We start from the raw sequence: 15,144 nt of genomic DNA, 5'->3' as shown, positions 1-15,144 counted from the left end.
CTCTGGAGTCACCCGTGATCCACACAGACAAGCTGACCAAAACCTTCACCGTCAAAAAGGAAACTGTCGAAGCCGTCAAGGGCGTCAACATCGACGTCGCCCCCGGCGAACTCGTGGCATTCCTCGGGCCCAACGGCGCCGGCAAGTCCACTACCCTCCGGATGCTGACCACGCTGCTGCGCCCCACCTCCGGCTCCGCGACCGTGGCCGGGGTGGACGTTCTGGCGGACCCGGCCGGCGTGCGCGCCCGGATCGGCTACATCGGCCAGGGCAACGGCGGCGGCCACAGCTTCCGGGTCATCGACGAACTCGTGATGCAGGGCCGCTTCTACGGCATGAACTCCACGGACGCCGCCGCCCGCGCGCAGGAACTGTTGAAGTCCCTGGACCTCGCCGACCTTGCCAAACGGACGGTCATCAAACTGTCCGGCGGCCAGCGGCGGCGCATGGACGTGGCCCTGGGCCTGATGCACTCGCCACGGCTGCTGTTCCTGGACGAACCGTCCACAGGCATGGACCCGCAGAACCGGGCCAACCTGTGGGAGCACATCATGCGGATGCGCGCCGAACACGGGACCACCATCGTCCTGACCACGCACTACATGGACGAGGCCGATCTGATGTCCGAACGCGTGATCGTGATCGACCACGGCGAAATCATTGCCGACGACACAGCAGCCCGGCTGAAGGCCAACCTCGCCGGTGACCTGCTGGCCGTCGAAGTGGCCGCGGACGCTGCATCCGGCGTGCGCGGGCTGCTCGGCCGTGCCGCCGCGGGCGGGGAGGTCAATGAGAACGCGTACGACGGCGTCGTCCGCTTCCGTCTCCGGCTCACCGAAGGCGCCCGGCTGGCGCCGGCCCTGCTGAAGGAAATGCACGACGCCGGCGCTCCCGCACAGTCGCTGGAGCTGAAACCGCCGACGCTGGACGACGTGTTCCTGGAACTGACCGGCCGCAACCTGCGGGAAGGAGCAGACCGCTGATGACTGCGCAAAGCACCGCCGAAGTCCTGAAGAAGCCGAACCTTGGCCAGGTCCTGCGGGACACGAAGTTTGTGTTCTGGCGCGAGATGCTGCTGCCGCTGCGGGATCCGTTCTCGCTGATTTTTTCGCTGATCCAGCCGCTGGTGTTCCTGGGCCTGTTCGGCCCGCTGCTCGGCGCTGCCGTCGGCGCACCCGCGTTCGGCGGCCAGTCCACACTCCAGTGGTTCCTGCCCGGCGTGGTGGTGATGATCGCCCTGTTCGGCACGTCCATGACCGGCTCCAACCTGCAGTACGAGCTCATGACCGGTTCGTACGAACGGATCCTGGCCACGCCGCTGTCCCGTTCCTCTCTGATGATCGGACGGGCGCTGAAGGAATGGGCGCCGCTGGTGGTGCAGGGACTGCTGATCGCCCTGGTCTGCATCCCGTTCGGCTTCGTCTTCTACCCGCTGCACGTGCTGGCCGGGCTGGTCATCCTGGGCATTTTCGGCATCGGGCTCGGCGCGCTGTCCTATGCGCTGGCACTGGTCTCGCAAAACAAGGAGTGGATCTTCTGGGGTGTGCAGCAGACGCTGCTTTTCCCGCTGATGATCCTCTCCGGCATCATGCTGCCCATCGAAGCCGGCCCCGACTGGATGAAGACCGCCAGCCTCTTCAACCCCTTGACCTACCTCGTCAACGCCGAGCGGGAACTGTTCGCCGGCAGCATCGGGACGGACACGCTCCTGGGCCTGCTCGCCGCATCGGTGACTGCCGCCGTCGGACTGGTGGTTGGTATCCGGGCGATCAACCGCAACCTCAGCTGAGTCCCCTCCTCCAAGGCAACGCGGGGTCACTTTTGGCCCAATAAACCTCGATTATTGGGCCAAAAGTGACCCCGCGTTGCTTTAGGAGGCCGGAGTGTCGTTGCCGTTCCGCTGCAGGAAGGCCAGCACCGCGGCCACCCGGCGGTGCACGCCTGTCGCGGGGAGGCGGAGCTTGGTGAAGATCGAATTGACGTGCTTCTCCACGGTGGAGGAGGACAAGTAAAGCGACTGTTCGATGCCGGCGTTGGTCCTTCCCTGTGCCATCTCCCGCAGCACGTCGAGTTCACGCGGCGACAACTCCGAGAGCGGGTTGGCCCCGCCCGCGCTCCGGCGGCGCACCAGCGTGTCGACGATCTGCGGGTCGATCACCGAACCGCCCATCCGCACCTCGCGGAGGGCGTGCACGAGGTCCTCGAGGTCGCCGATGCGGTCCTTCAGCAGGTAGCCAAGGCCGGCCGAGCCGTCGGCGAAGAGCGCGAGCGCGTAGCTTTCGTCGGCGTGCTGCGAGAGCACCACCACGCCTGTGTCCGGGTGGCCAACCCGGATCGCGCGGGCCGCGGAGATGCCCTCCATGTGGTGCCCCGGCGGCATCCGGATATCCGTGAGGACCGCATCGGGCGAGAACCGGCGGACGGCATCGAGCAATTCGGTCGCGTTGCCCGTGCACGCGACCACGTCGATCTCGCCGGAGTCCTCCAGCAGCCGGCGAATCCCCTCGCGGACGAGGTAGTTGTCCTCGGCGACCACCACCCGCAGCACACCCTGCTCATCCAACGTGGTGCCCTTCCCGCTCGATAGGAAGGTCCACCAAAACAGTGGTGCCCGTTGGGTCGTGGCCTGAGACGTTCAGGCTGCCCCGGAGCGCAGCCACCCGGTCGCGGATGTTCGCCAGGCCGCCACTGGAGGCCGGCGCAAGAGTGCCGATGCCGCACCCGTCGTCTGTGATCGCGATCTGCAAATGCCCGTCCTTCCGGGCGAGCCCTACCGAGGCGAACGTCGCATTCGCGTGCTTCGCCGTGTTTGCGAGCGCCTCCCGGACCACATAGTACGCCGTCGTTTCCACTTCCTCTGGGAAGCGCTCAGCCCTGACGGTGTCGTCCGCTTCCACGGTCAGCGGGATGGGGAACCTGACCGCGCTCGACTCGATGGCCGCCACGAGGCCGTTATCGCTGAGGACCGGCGGATGGATGCCATGGGCGAGTTCACGCAGGTCGGTGAGCGTCTCCCGGGCCTGGTCCTGCAGCCCTGCCAGCTCATCCGCCGTAAGCTCGCCCCGCTGCAGCCGGTTCCGGGCGAGGCGGAGTCCGGCGATCTGCGCGACCACGTTCTGCTGGATCCCGTCGTGCAGGTCCCGCTCGAGGCGCTTGCGCTCATCATCCTGCGCGGCGACGAGCCGCTCCCTCGACGCACTCAGCTCGTCAAGCTGCTCGGCGAGCTGGGCGCTCAGGCGAACGTTCGCGACGGACGCCGCAGCCTGGCCGGCGACCGTACCGAGCAAGGCACGTTCGCCGTCGCTGTAGTCACCGCGCCGGCGGGGCCCGAGCTCGATGCGGCCCAGTGTCTCATTAGCCCGGTCGAGGTCGCAGGAGGCGACAGCTTCCCCCTTCACATCGCCCGCCACTCCGGTGGGAGACGCCACAGACCTGCCGTCAGGACCTGCGAGGAAGATGCGGACCCAGGATGCATCGAGCCCATCCCGCACGGCTGCCGCCAGCCGGGACATCAACTCGCCGGGCTCGACGGACTGCTCCAAGCGGGAGCCCAGCTCGCTGAGCAGCATGAGCTGCCGGTCCCGGTCTCCAAAGACGGCGCGCTGGATCCAACGCTGCAGCCAGCCCCGGACCGGCAGCAGGCAGACAGCGAGCAGCGTGGTCAGGAGGACGGCCCCGATAGGCGTCAAGCCGTCTGCGAACAGCACGGCGGGCGTCGCCGCGGCGAGCCCGTACAGCACAACGATCAGGAGACTGGACGAACGCGCCGCCAGACGTCCACGGTCAACCGCCGGGATGTCAAAGGCGCCGTAACGCAGGATGCCGTGGATGGCCGCGAGCGGGATGGCGATGAGCGAAACGAAAACGGCCGCCGTGGTGAAGGCGTTGGGCGGGCCGTACAGAAACATCCCGTAGCTGAGCACCGTGGCGAGCACTACCCATGTCATAACCCGGGTGCGCGCACGGACGCCCTCGTCACCGAAGAGGGCACGGCTCAGGAGCACCCCTACGCCGAACCATACGGAGGGCCACTGGAAGACGACCCAATCCACCGCCGGGGCAGCCCCAACGAGCCAGGGCAATGCCAAGGGGTTGGGAGTCGCATCGCTGATGTCCAGGAACTGCGGCACCAGCAGGTGCGGGTTGGTGAGCAGCGAGAGGGGTGTCACCACCACCGGGACCCACAGGAGACCGACGGCGACGCGCTGCCACCGCCGTTCCGGGACACCCGTCGGGAAAGTCGCGAACATGCTGACCAGGCCTGCGCCCGCCACCGCGTCCCCCATCAGCCCGATCAGGTTCACGAGCGGGAACCACGGCTGCCCGATCAGCCCGAAGTTCTGACCCGCGAACACTTCGTACGCCGAGCTCACCGCCATGCCTGTAACGGCGGTGGCGACGAAGATCGCGGACCGGGACGATGAGACCGTCATCAGCCACATTCCGAAGACGAACATCGGCAGCACTCCGAGCAGCGGCCAACTGAGCCCGTGATTCCCCGGCGCGACAAATCCCCGGATGATAACGACGTAGATCAGCGACGCCGCTCCGATCGGAGCGAGCGTGGCGAGCAATCCCCATCGTCGGAGCACAATCCCATGATCCGCCTCCGGAACGCTTACCGGGAGGGGGTACCCACCCAACCCCCATGGTGGCTGGCCCCCAACTACCCTGCGGCCACCCGCGTTCCGGGCATGCCCTCCGGAAGCCTACGGTGGGCTCGAGCGGATGCCGCGGAACGGCGACCGCACGACTAGGAGGAGGACATCATGCGCAGGACATACTCGGCCTTCGCCTGGATCATCGCCGGCGGCGTTGTTGTCCAGGCTGCTTCCATCGCCTTCGCCCTCGGTGGCATCGGCCGCTACGTCCAGGACGGCGGTGTCATCGACAAGGCCCTCGTCGAGAGCCGCCAGGCGACGTTCACCGGGGACCTCGGGTTCCCGATCCACGGCATCGTCGGCGGGATGGTCATACCGCTCGCCGCCGTCGCGCTGCTCATCATCGCGTTCTTCGTGAAAGCACGCGGGGCACGCAAGTGGGCAGGCATCGTGCTCGCCCTGGTGGCGCTGCAGATCACCCTGGGCTACTCCATCGTCGACATGCCGTACCTCGGCCTCGTCCACGGTGCGAATGCGCTGGCCGTCCTGCTCGCCTCCGTCTACGCGGCGAGGCGGATCAGGCGGTCCGCGACGGCCGGTGCCGAGAAAACCGCCGCCGATGCCATCGCGACCTGACCTGGTCCGGCGCGTTGCCGCCGGCGTCGCGCTGACCGGTGCCCTAGGCCTGGGTGCGCTCGGATGGGGCTCAACTTTGCTGGGCGAGTATTCCGTCATGGACATGGGCGGCGGTCAGGCCGGCCATGTCCATAACGGTGCCACAGGGCCGGGTGCGGCCAGTACCGTCAGCGTGACCGGGCTGATCGCGGACCCGCTCCGGGCCCCTGACGTCCGGATCGAACTCGTCGCCCGCTGTCAGACGATCGATATCCCCGGCGGGCGCCCGGTTGAGGGGTACACCGTCAACGGCACGTCCCCGGGACCGACAATCCGCGCCCGGCAGGGCGACCTCGTCGAGGCGGTGTTCGTCAACGAGTCGGTCGCAGCCGGCGCCACCCTGCACTGGCATGGTGTGGACGTGCCCAACGAAGCTGACGGGGTCGCCGGGATTACGCAGGACGCGGTGCCGGTCGGCGGCCGCCATGTCTACCGCTTCACCGCGGACGACGCCGGCACGTACTGGTATCACTCGCACCAGGTGTCGCATGAGCAGGTCGGGGGCGGGCTGCTCGGTGCGGTCGTCATCGACCCCGCAGCGCCGCCGTCGAACCAGCACGACGCCGACGCCGTCGCGTTGCTGCACGTCTACGGCGGACAGCACACCCTCAACGGGCGCGTCCAGGACGAGCACGTGCCGGCCGGGCCCGGCACCGCCGTGCGGGTCCGGGTCATCAACACCGACCAGGGCACTGCCGCAGTCTGGTCCGCCGCTCCCATCCGGGTTGCCGCGACCGACGGGCACGACGTGAACGGGCCGGCCGCCGTCGAAGGCCGCAAAGTACTCATTCCTGCCGGCGGCCGGCTGGACGTCACGGTGCAGGCCCCTGCACATGGCTCCGCACGACTGCACGTCGGCGGGGCCCGAAGCATCACCATCGGCGATCCGGGTTCCGGAGCGCCTCCGTCCCGGCAACCCTCAGACACGCTCGACCTGCTGGCCTACGGCGAGCCGGCACCGCTCGGCTTCGACCCTCAGTCACCGGACCGAACGTTCGACTACGTGATCGGACGCCGCCTGGGCCTTATCGACGGCCGTCCCGGCAACTTCTGGACGATCAACGGGCAGCTCTTCCCGGACGTGCCGATGTTCCACGTGCGCCAGGGCGACGTCGTCCACATGCGCATCGTCAACGAATCAGGAGAGGTGCACCCGATGCACCTGCACGGCCACCACGTCGTTGTGCTTTCACGCGACGGCATCCCGGCGTCCGGCAGCCCGTGGTGGGTCGACTCACTCGACGTCCACCCCGGCGAGACATACGAAATCGCGTTCGTCGCCGACAACCCCGGCATCTGGAGCGACCACTGCCACACGCTCCCGCACGCCGTCGACGGCCTCGTCGCCCACGTGATGTACGAGGGAGTCACAACACCGTTCACCATCAACGGCGGCGCCGGCAACCAGCCCGAGTAGAAGCAACGCGGGGTCACTTTTGGCCCGATAAACCTCGAATATCGGGCCAAAAGTGACCCCGCGTTGCGGTTAGGGGCGGCGGGCCCGTCTGATGCGCCCGATGAGCTCCTGAAAACCGTTGGCGAGGTCGTCTGCATTGGGCTTGAAATAGGACCAGCCTGCGCTGATGAAAAATTCGTCACGGCGGTTATCGCGCGACTGCTGTTCCCTCGATCGGTGATGCGCGCCGTCGTACTGCACCGCGATCCGATGCTTTCGGTAACCAAGGTCGGCCTCGGGCGACCAAGGATTGTCGGGATCAAGACGGAGCTGCAATTCGGGCTCAGGCAGGTGTGCGTCCAACAGCGCCAGCCTAAGGAACGTTTCCGGGAACGAATCCGACCCTACCCGCATCTCATCCAATGCAAGCCGCGCCTTTTCGACGCCTTTCATGTTGGGATGCTGCCGGATCAGCAGCCGCAGTCCGTCTTTATAGGCTAACGGCAGGCTACGGAACTCCAACTCCGGTCGTGGATTGCGGATCAGTTGGTCTCCCATGGCCACGAGATATCGCAGGGGCAGCTGATGGGCCAGGTCAAGCCACGTCCGCGCGGGCCCGCTAACCCTGATCCCGTCAATCTCCACAACTTCACCGGAAATCACACGCACGCGGTGGCCGATGATGCCGGCCCGGCGAACCCTGGGCAACCCATGGGGCTTGCTGAGATGGACACACGGCTCCTGGCCCAGCCACGGAGGAAGGCCCAAATCGAAGAAAATCGCAGCGGTCTCATGGGACACCCAAGCGTCGGGCGTGGCAGCGCAGAGTACGCGTGCCCGCTCAATCAGCGAAACGTCCCGGCCAGTGTGCGCACGAATCAGGCGGCCTGCGCCAACAACGTCCTTCGCGCGCAAACGCTTTGGTGCGACACCCAGGGCGCGTGCCTGATAGATGGTGAAAGGCAGCTTGGAGAGTTCCTCGGGCAGTGGCTTCGCAGTAACCATGGCACCCAGTGTGCACTCTCCGAGGAATATCTTCAGAAGTTATCCACAGGACAGCCACGACCCCAGCAACGCGGGGTCACTCCCTGCCCAAAGAACCCGGATTATTGGGCCGGAAGTGACCCCGCGTTGCCCCTCAGAGGCCGAGGCGGGCGACGGCTTCCTCGCGCATCTCCACCTTCCGGATCTTTCCGGAAACCGTCATGGGGAAGCTTTCGCGGACGTCCACGTAGCGCGGGATCTTGAAGTGGGCCAGCTTGCCCCGGCAGAATTCGGCGACGGCGGCCGCGTCGAGCGGTTCGGCGCCGGGCCTGAGGATGACGCATGCCATCAGTTCCTCGCCGTATTTGGCATCGGGCACCCCGATGACCTGCACATCCTGGATGGACGGGTGGCTGTACAGGAACTCCTCGATCTCGCGCGGGTAGATGTTTTCACCGCCCCGGATCACCATGTCCTTGATCCGGCCCTCGATCACCACGTATCCGCCGTCGTCCATCCGGGCGAGGTCGCCGGTGTGCATCCAGCCGTCGGCATCGATGGCTTCCGCGGTCTTGTCCGGCTGGTCCCAGTACCCCTGCATCACCGCATAGCCGCGTGTGCACAGCTCGCCGATCCGGCCCCGCTCCAGCACCTCGCCGGAGCCGGGGTCCATGACCTGGCTTTCCAGCCGCGGCATGGTGCGGCCCACCGTCTCGGTTCGCTGCTGCAGGGTGTCCCCATTCCGGGTCATGGTGGACACCGGCGAGGTCTCGGTCATGCCGTAGCAGATGGCCACATCCACCATGTGCATCTCCGAAATCACCCGGTTCATCACCTCGACGGGGCACACCGATCCGGCCATCACGCCGGTGCGGAGCGTCGCGAGGTCGTAGGAGGCGAAGTCGGGCAGCGCCAGCTCGGCGATGAACATCGTTGGCACGCCATACAGCGAGGTCCCGCCGAAGTCCTGCACCGCCTCCAGCGCCGCCGCCGGACTGAAGCCGCGGCCGGGAATGATGGTGGCCGCGCCGTGGCTGAGCGCCGCCAGGTTGCCGATCACCATTCCGAAGCAGTGGTAGAACGGCACCGGAATCACCACCCGGTCGTGTTCTGTGTAGCCCAGCAGCTCACCGATGGAGTAGCCGTTGTTCAGGATGTTGTGGTGCGTCAGCGTTGCGCCTTTCGGGAACCCTGTTGTCCCTGAGGTGTACTGCAGGTTGACGGGATCGTGCGGGTCCAGTTCCGCCATCCTCGCGTTGAGGCCGGAATGCGCGACGGCGTCCGCCCCCTTGAGCAGCTCGGCGTACGTCAGCTCTGCCTCGTTGGCCGGGACACCGGCGTCGAGCCCGTCCACACCCGAATCCGGCAGGAACACCAGTTCCCGCAGGTCCGCGCACTCCGCGAGCGCCTGGCGTGCCATCCCCACGTAGTCGCTGGTCCGGTCCGACGGCGCCGTGACCAGCAGGCGCATGCCGTTCTGCTTCACCACAAACTCCAGCTCGTGGCTGCGGTAGGCGGGATTGACGTTGACCAGGATGGCACCGGCCTTCGCCGTGGCGTACTGCAGCAGCGTCCACTCGGCGCAGTTCGGGCTCCAGATGCCCACCCGGTCACCCTTGGCGACGCCCAGGGCGAGGAGCGCCCGCGCGAGGCGGTCGACGTCGTCGTTCATCTTGGTGTAGCTCCAGCGCCGGGCGTCGGCGCCCGGAACCGCCGCGGCTTCGATCAGCGCGTCATGGAAGGGAAAGCGGGCCACCATCCGCTCAAAGTTGGTGCCGATGGTCTCCTCGAGCAGCGGGACGTCAGTGTCCCCGGCTGTATAAGCGCGCATGCTGGCACGCTACCAACAGGAGCCGGGCATGAGAAGCGCAACAGGTGGGTGTCCGCGCGTAAACACGAACGGCCGTCAGCCGGCGGCCCGGTATTGTGAAAACCATGAGTGCACCCATCGACCTGCAGGCAACGTTCATCCCCAACGACGGCGAGTTCTTCCGTGTGAAGCTCGCCCTCGAAATCGCCATCGACGAGGTGGTGAATGAGCCCGGCTGCATCCGCTACGAGCTGACCGAGGCCACCGACGAGAAGCTGGTCCTGACGGAGCAGTGGGAATCCGAGGAACTGCTGGAAAAGCACTCCAAGGGCACTGCCGTCCAGGACCTGAACGAATCCCTGAGCGCGCTGCTCGCGGAGCCCGTCAAGCTGGAACGCCTGTAGCCCCTGATCACAGCGAACCGGTCTAGCGAGTACCGGTTAAAGGGAAGCGGGGCCTCCCAGGGAGAGGCCCCGCTTCGTGTGTTTAAGGAAAGATTACGCGTCAGGGATCTGGGTGCCGTCCTGCGGGCCGGCCGGCTTGCTGCCAGCAGCCGCCGCGGCTTCTGCCTGCGAGCGCGCCACATGCGCGTGCACCTCGTCCATGTCCAGTGCCTTGACGGCGTCAACCACCTGCTCCAGCTGCTGGGCGTTCAGGGCGCCCGGCTGCGAGAAGACCAGGACCTTTTCGCGGAACGCCATCAGCGTGGGGATGGACGTGATGCCGGCCTCGGCGGCGAGCTGCTGCTCGGCCTCGGTGTCCACCTTGGTGAACAGGACGTCGGAGTGCTTCTCCGACACTGCGCTGTACGTGGGCCCGAACTGCTTGCACGGACCGCACCATTCAGCCCAGAAGTCCACCAGGACAATGTCATTGCCTTCGATGGTCGATGCGAACTGATCACTGGTGATGTCAACGGTAGCCATGCCTTCAACGGTACGCGAGCAAGCCATGCAATGTCGCGGCCGGGGGCACCCTGTTCGCTTCCCGCGTCATCGGGAATAACTGCGGCGCCCCATATACAGCACGGACCGCCGAGCCTACCCTTGGGGTCATCAGCCGCTGAACGCCGCACCCAGGAGGGCGCATGACGCACGCAATCTCCACCAGGTCCCTGACCAAGAAATTCGGCCGGCGCGAAGTGCTCCACGGAGTGGACTTCACTGTCGAGGCAGGCTCCGTGTTCGGTGTCATCGGCCCCAACGGCGCGGGCAAGACCACCACCATGCGCTGCCTGCTGGACATCATCCGCCCTACGTCCGGGGAAGTCCGGGTCCTCGGCAAGGACCCCCGCGAGGGAGGCACGGAGCTCCGCCGCCGGATCGGCTACCTTCCGGGCGAGCTGTTCCTTGAGGGCCGGGTGACGGGCCGGAAGCTCCTGGCCCACTACCAGGCCATCAGCGGTCCGGTGGCCCCGGGCAGGATCGATGCGCTGGCCGAACGGCTGGGCCTGGACCTGGACAGCCACACCCGAAAGCTGTCCAAGGGCAACAAGCAAAAACTGGGCCTGGTCCAGGCTTTTATGCACGATCCCGAACTCCTGGTCCTCGATGAGCCCACCAGCGGCCTGGACCCCCTGGTGCAGCAGGAGTTCCACGCAATGATGCGCGAAGCCCAGCACAAGGGCCAGACGATCTTCCTCAGCTCCCACGTCCTCAGCGAGGTCCAGCAGACCGCGGACACCGTCGCCATCCTCCGGGACGGCAGGATTATCGCGGTGGAGTCTGTGAGCGGGCTGCGGGAAGGTGCCGTGAGGCACGTCCGGCTTTCGGCTACAGGAATTACAGCGCACGACGCCGGCGCGCTGCTGGGTGCGGTGCCCGGCGTCGGACACGTGGAGGTACTGGAGTCCGGCAGCGGCGTCACCCTGACGGCCACGCTGGAAGGGGAGATCCAGCCGCTGGTCCAGGCGCTGGCGTCACTGCAGCTCACCGATCTTGTCCTGGAGGAGCCCGACCTGGAGGAATCGGTGCTGAAGATGTATTCAAACCCGCAGGAGGCCGCAAAGTGAGCACCACCCTGCCGCTGTTCCGCCGGGCCTTTTTCGACACGTGGCGATCCACCCTCGGCTGGGCCGCCGGGCTGGCAGCCGCCACGTTCCTCTACCTCCCGCTGTACCCGTCCATCGGCGGCAGCGCCCAGATGCAGGACATGATCGATGCCCTCCCGGCCGAGATGACCAAGGCGCTCAACTACGACCAGATCGCCACGGGGCCGGGCTACACCCAGGCCACGCTCTACGGGCTGATCGGGTTCCTGCTGATGACCATCGCCTCCGTCGGGTGGGGCGCCGCGGCCGTGGGCGGCGACGAGGAATCAGGCCAGCTGGAGCTGACCCTCGCCCACGGTGTGACCCGCGTCCAGGTGGTGCTGGAACGCGCATTGTCCCTGTTCCTGAGGGTGGTGCTGCTCGCGGCGCTGGTTTTTGTGCTGGTCCGGCTGCTGAACGATTCGGCCCAGCTCGCCATCCGGCCGGAGAACCTGTTCGGCGCGGCAGTCCTGTTCGCCGGCCTGGCGCTGTTGAGCGGAACCGCCGCGCTGTGCGCTGGCGCCGTGTCCGGACGGAGGACCTACGGGCTCGCCGCCGGCGCCGCCGTGGGTGTCCTGGGGTACGTCTTCAACGCCGTCGGGCGGCAGAGCGAGGACGTGGAGTGGCTGCTCAACCTGAGCCCCTACCACTGGGCCTATGGGAATTCGCCGGTGGCCAACGGCGCGGACTGGGGTGCGGCCGGGTGGCTCTGGGGAATCTCGGCTGCCCTGGTGGCTCTCGCAGCTCTGGCGGTCAACAGGCGCGACGTCGGCGCGTAGCCGGTCAGCGCACCGGGTGGCCGCTGCCCTCCCAGAGGTGCGGGGCGGGTGTCCGGCTGCCGGGCAGGGCGTTCGTCTCGCGCCACTCGTGGATCCATTCCGGGAGCACAAGATCCGCCGGCGGCTGGCCGAACTCGCGCAGGATCTCGTCCTGGCTGACGGGTTTGCCTTTGCTGACCAGGCGGGTGGCGATGTAGGCACGGGCGTAAATCTCGCCGTCGGCCACCATACGCTGCTCAAAGTAGATGGCCTTGGCGTCCAGGCCGATGATCCTGGTTTCGATGGTGTAGTGCTGCCACAGTTGCAGGGACTTCCGGAAGGCGATGGTCTCCCCCGCCGCCACCGGGGTCCAGCCGCGCTGGCGCATCCGCTTCCAGACCCCGCTGCGGACCATCAGGTCGAACCGGCCCAGGTCCATGAGGGAAAAGTACATGCCGTTGTTGACGTGCATGGCGATGTCGATGTCGGTGGGCAGGACGCGCAGCGGCAGGGACGAGACGTCCCAGATGGTCAGCGCGGAGCGGCGGGCGGACGTGAACAGCATCAGGAGGGTGCGCAGTAGCAGGTGCATCCCCCAATATTACCGGCCAGTAACATTGTGGCAAGCACCCGGTTTTCATCCTTCCGGGAAGTTTAACGGCCTAAGCGGCGGTCCGATTCCAGGATTGCCCGCTCAAGGAAGGCCTCGAACAAGCCGTCGCCGACCCTGGGTTTTAACTGTGGGCTGTCGATCGCCGGTTGGGTGGCCTGATTTGCCCGCCCCACCGCGGTATCCAGCACAGAGCGGGCATCAGTCACAGCCACCGCATCGCCTTCCGCCGCTGCCGCGAGCATGGTGATGGCGCCTTGCAGGGCATCACCGTAGCTGGCTGCGGAGTCAATCCAGTGAATGGCGTCGTTACGGAAGCCCTGCACCGAGACGCGTGAAAGGACGTCAGGGAGCCTGCTGATGGTTGCCGCCCGGCGTTCCAGCGCCGAATCATCAAACGTGCCGGCCTCGTAGGATCGCCAGAACTCCTCCATGTCTGCCGCGAGCAATGGGGACTTCGCCGTCAGCTCATCAATGGTCCAGTGCCTGTTGAGATCTGCGAACGTCTTCACCGCATCCTGAACGTCCTTGTCGGGTCCGGCGATCCCTTCGAGGGCCGCATTCAAAGAATCCTCGCCGTCGGATCCTGGACCATTCCACATGTAGTCTGCAAAGCTGGCGAGCGCCGGCATTGACGCATAAGGCTGAACCATGGGATTGGCGGTGATTCCGGGGACCACGGTATACAAATCCCGGTTCCGGCCCACTACGGGTCCCAGAAACAGCCGGTCGGGGGCAAAGTCATTGACGGGATAGTTGTCCCAAAGAAAAATACGTCGAGGCTGATCCGGGGTGCCATATGCCAGGCTGGCCGCTTTCGCGGACTCGGGCGTGATGGTCGGGGACACGATGTCGGGGCCGGTCCATTGCACCAGGACGCCAGCGTCCAGCTTGGCGCCGAGTTCCTCCCGGTAGGGGTCGGTCTCCACACCGTTGAATTTGGTCGGCACCATCTCGAGTGGGTTGACATCCGGATTTTCCTGCACGAATTGCCGATTGATGCTGTTGAGGAAGGCCGCCTGTGCTGCGGCGAGCCCACGTTCGCCCGCCACGTTCGCCGCGCGGTCGTCCATGCATTGCAGGCCCAAATCAATGTCATCCAATGCAACTGCGAAAGTCTTGACCCCCAACTCGTGCACGGCCTGCATTTTGCCTAACGCTGATTCCAGGTCCGCCTTGTCGGAATAGCAGATATCCATACCCGGTGAGAGGGCGAAGACAAATCTCACATGGTTCCGTGCGGCGCCCTGAATGAGCTCCGATAACTCCTCCAGCTGGCGGCCGGTGTATTGCTGCCGCCACTCTCCGCGAAGCAAGGCGTCGTTCTTGGGAGAGTACATATAGGTGTTCAGCTTTTGCCGGCCATAGAATTCCAACTGATCCAGCCGGGCCTGGTGTGTCCACGGAGAGCCGTAAAAACCCTCCACCACGCCGCGAATGCTCATGAGGGGCCAGTCCCTAATGACCACGGGAACCCCACCCGAATCCTCCGCGACCTGCCTCAGGGTCTGCGCCGCGTAGTAAACGCCATCCTGGTCATGCCCGGCCAGCACGATTGCAGGTTGTCGGCCGTCCCAGCCTGCGGCCAGAACATAGCCCTCCGGCTTATCCAGTGCTTCCGCATTATCGACGTCCATAGCCGCCAAAGCCGGGCCGATAGACAGGTTGTCCTCAGGCGTGCCGATGTATACCCGGGTATGGCTTGTTTTGTAGCCGGCGGCGCCGGGCGCTTCCAGGGTGCCGCCGGCTTCGGCGATCATCTGCGTCACGATCTCAAGCGCGGCGTTATCGGTCCCCGGTCCTCGGTCAATCACGACACGCCCATGCAGCGACACAGATGTCCTGGCGGCTTCAATACTCTGCGGCGTTGGAAACACCCGCACGGATTCGGCGGACAGCTGTGGAGAAGGGGGATCCGGGTGTTGGTCCGCGACGAAGCCCCACAGGACCAGGACGGAAACGAGCAAGGACGCCATCAGCGTCGGGCCGTCCCTGGTTACACGCCTCTTCAAAGGCTTCCGCCCTAACGCCATAAATGGCACCTTCTCCCCCGCTGCAGGGCTTGACCATGCCGCCTGGCATGGCTGGGTTGACCGGTCCACGACATCGTCTCTGGGGGCTAGCATATCCGGCCACTCTCTGCAGACACCCGCGCTCTCTGCGTCCCTCCAAGCAGCCCACAAGTACCCGCAGCGGAAAGGGTAGGTATCCGATCCGTTTGCGCCAAGTAATCCTCGAAAAAACTCGGGTAATGCCTACTCGTGCCGCCTGCTCCGCCGCT

Annotated in this window: 14 protein-coding genes; 7 read left to right on the top strand and 7 right to left on the bottom strand. The window is 66.0% G+C overall.

Going from position 1 to position 15,144, the window contains the following annotated elements; translation table 11 throughout:
- The first annotated feature begins 14 nt into the window (after positions 1-14).
- Both EYS21_RS00630 and EYS21_RS00625 read left to right on the top strand, forming a co-directional pair.
- The gene (locus tag EYS21_RS00630) at positions 15-983 is read left to right on the top strand and encodes an ATP-binding cassette domain-containing protein (protein WP_131131227.1); all 969 of its coding nucleotides are present in this window, start codon (positions 15-17) and stop codon (positions 981-983) included.
- Positions 983-1,789, top strand: coding sequence for an ABC transporter permease (locus EYS21_RS00625; protein ID WP_131131226.1), 807 nt, complete (start codon positions 983-985; stop codon positions 1,787-1,789). Before EYS21_RS00630 ends, EYS21_RS00625 begins: the two co-directional genes overlap by 1 nt.
- Positions 1,790-1,870: 81 nt before the next feature.
- On the opposite strand, the gene EYS21_RS00620 is transcribed toward EYS21_RS00625, so the two are convergent.
- Together EYS21_RS00620 and EYS21_RS00615 are read right to left on the bottom strand one after the other, a co-directional pair.
- The gene (locus EYS21_RS00620) at positions 1,871-2,563 is read right to left on the bottom strand and encodes a response regulator transcription factor (protein WP_242633222.1); all 693 of its coding nucleotides are present in this window, start codon (positions 2,561-2,563) and stop codon (positions 1,871-1,873) included.
- The gene (locus tag EYS21_RS00615; protein WP_131131225.1) at positions 2,556-4,592 is read right to left on the bottom strand and encodes a sensor histidine kinase; all 2,037 of its coding nucleotides are present in this window, start codon (positions 4,590-4,592) and stop codon (positions 2,556-2,558) included. Before EYS21_RS00615 ends, EYS21_RS00620 begins: the two co-directional genes overlap by 8 nt.
- A gap of 177 nt (positions 4,593-4,769) precedes the next feature.
- On the opposite strand from EYS21_RS00615, the gene EYS21_RS00610 reads away from it, so the two are divergent.
- Positions 4,770-5,237: a hypothetical protein gene (locus tag EYS21_RS00610; protein WP_131131224.1), complete on the top strand. Its 468-nt coding sequence runs from the start codon at positions 4,770-4,772 to the stop codon at positions 5,235-5,237.
- Positions 5,221-6,693, top strand: a complete 1,473-nt coding sequence (locus tag EYS21_RS00605; RefSeq protein ID WP_131131223.1) for a multicopper oxidase family protein — start codon at positions 5,221-5,223, stop codon at positions 6,691-6,693. The genes EYS21_RS00610 and EYS21_RS00605 overlap by 17 nt, the downstream gene beginning before the upstream one ends.
- A 69-nt stretch (positions 6,694-6,762) precedes the next feature.
- Here the strand turns inward: EYS21_RS00605 and EYS21_RS00600 are convergent, their stop codons facing one another.
- Positions 6,763-7,677, bottom strand: coding sequence for a hypothetical protein (locus EYS21_RS00600; RefSeq protein ID WP_131131222.1), 915 nt, complete (start codon positions 7,675-7,677; stop codon positions 6,763-6,765).
- A gap of 133 nt (positions 7,678-7,810) precedes the next feature.
- Positions 7,811-9,487 (bottom strand): AMP-binding protein, encoded by a 1,677-nt coding sequence (locus EYS21_RS00595; RefSeq protein WP_131131221.1) that lies wholly within the window; start codon positions 9,485-9,487, stop codon positions 7,811-7,813.
- 104 nt (positions 9,488-9,591) lie between these two features.
- On the opposite strand from EYS21_RS00595, the gene EYS21_RS00590 reads away from it, so the two are divergent.
- Complete coding sequence (locus EYS21_RS00590; RefSeq protein ID WP_131131220.1) at positions 9,592-9,870, top strand: antibiotic biosynthesis monooxygenase; 279 nt, start codon at positions 9,592-9,594, stop codon at positions 9,868-9,870.
- Between the two features lie 93 nt (positions 9,871-9,963).
- On the opposite strand, the gene trxA is transcribed toward EYS21_RS00590, so the two are convergent.
- Entirely contained in the window at positions 9,964-10,392 is a 429-nt protein-coding gene (gene trxA / locus EYS21_RS00585; protein WP_131131219.1) for a thioredoxin, read from the bottom strand.
- Positions 10,393-10,553: 161 nt separating this feature from the next.
- Between trxA and EYS21_RS00580 the strand changes: the two genes are divergently transcribed.
- Together EYS21_RS00580 and EYS21_RS00575 are read left to right on the top strand one after the other, a co-directional pair.
- Positions 10,554-11,477, top strand: coding sequence for an ABC transporter ATP-binding protein (locus EYS21_RS00580; RefSeq protein ID WP_131131218.1), 924 nt, complete (start codon positions 10,554-10,556; stop codon positions 11,475-11,477).
- Positions 11,474-12,274 carry an ABC transporter permease subunit gene (locus EYS21_RS00575; RefSeq protein WP_131131217.1) on the top strand — a complete coding sequence of 267 codons (801 nt, stop codon included), beginning with the start codon at positions 11,474-11,476 and terminating at the stop codon, positions 12,272-12,274. The genes EYS21_RS00580 and EYS21_RS00575 overlap by 4 nt, the downstream gene beginning before the upstream one ends.
- A 4-nt stretch (positions 12,275-12,278) precedes the next feature.
- Here EYS21_RS00575 and EYS21_RS00570 read toward each other — a convergent pair whose 3' ends face one another.
- Together EYS21_RS00570 and EYS21_RS00565 are read right to left on the bottom strand one after the other, a co-directional pair.
- Positions 12,279-12,845, bottom strand: coding sequence for an acyl-CoA thioesterase (locus EYS21_RS00570; RefSeq protein WP_131131216.1), 567 nt, complete (start codon positions 12,843-12,845; stop codon positions 12,279-12,281).
- A gap of 62 nt (positions 12,846-12,907) precedes the next feature.
- Positions 12,908-14,839, bottom strand: a complete 1,932-nt coding sequence (locus tag EYS21_RS00565) for a beta-N-acetylglucosaminidase domain-containing protein (protein ID WP_165478237.1) — start codon at positions 14,837-14,839, stop codon at positions 12,908-12,910.
- Positions 14,840-15,144 lie beyond the last annotated feature (305 nt).

The sequence above is a fragment of the Arthrobacter sp. S39 genome (assembly GCF_004320525.1).
In the GTDB taxonomy this organism is placed as follows: domain Bacteria; phylum Actinomycetota; class Actinomycetes; order Actinomycetales; family Micrococcaceae; genus Arthrobacter.
The sequence above is the reverse complement of the archived record's forward strand: the minus strand, read 5'-3'. Positions and strand labels throughout refer to the sequence as shown.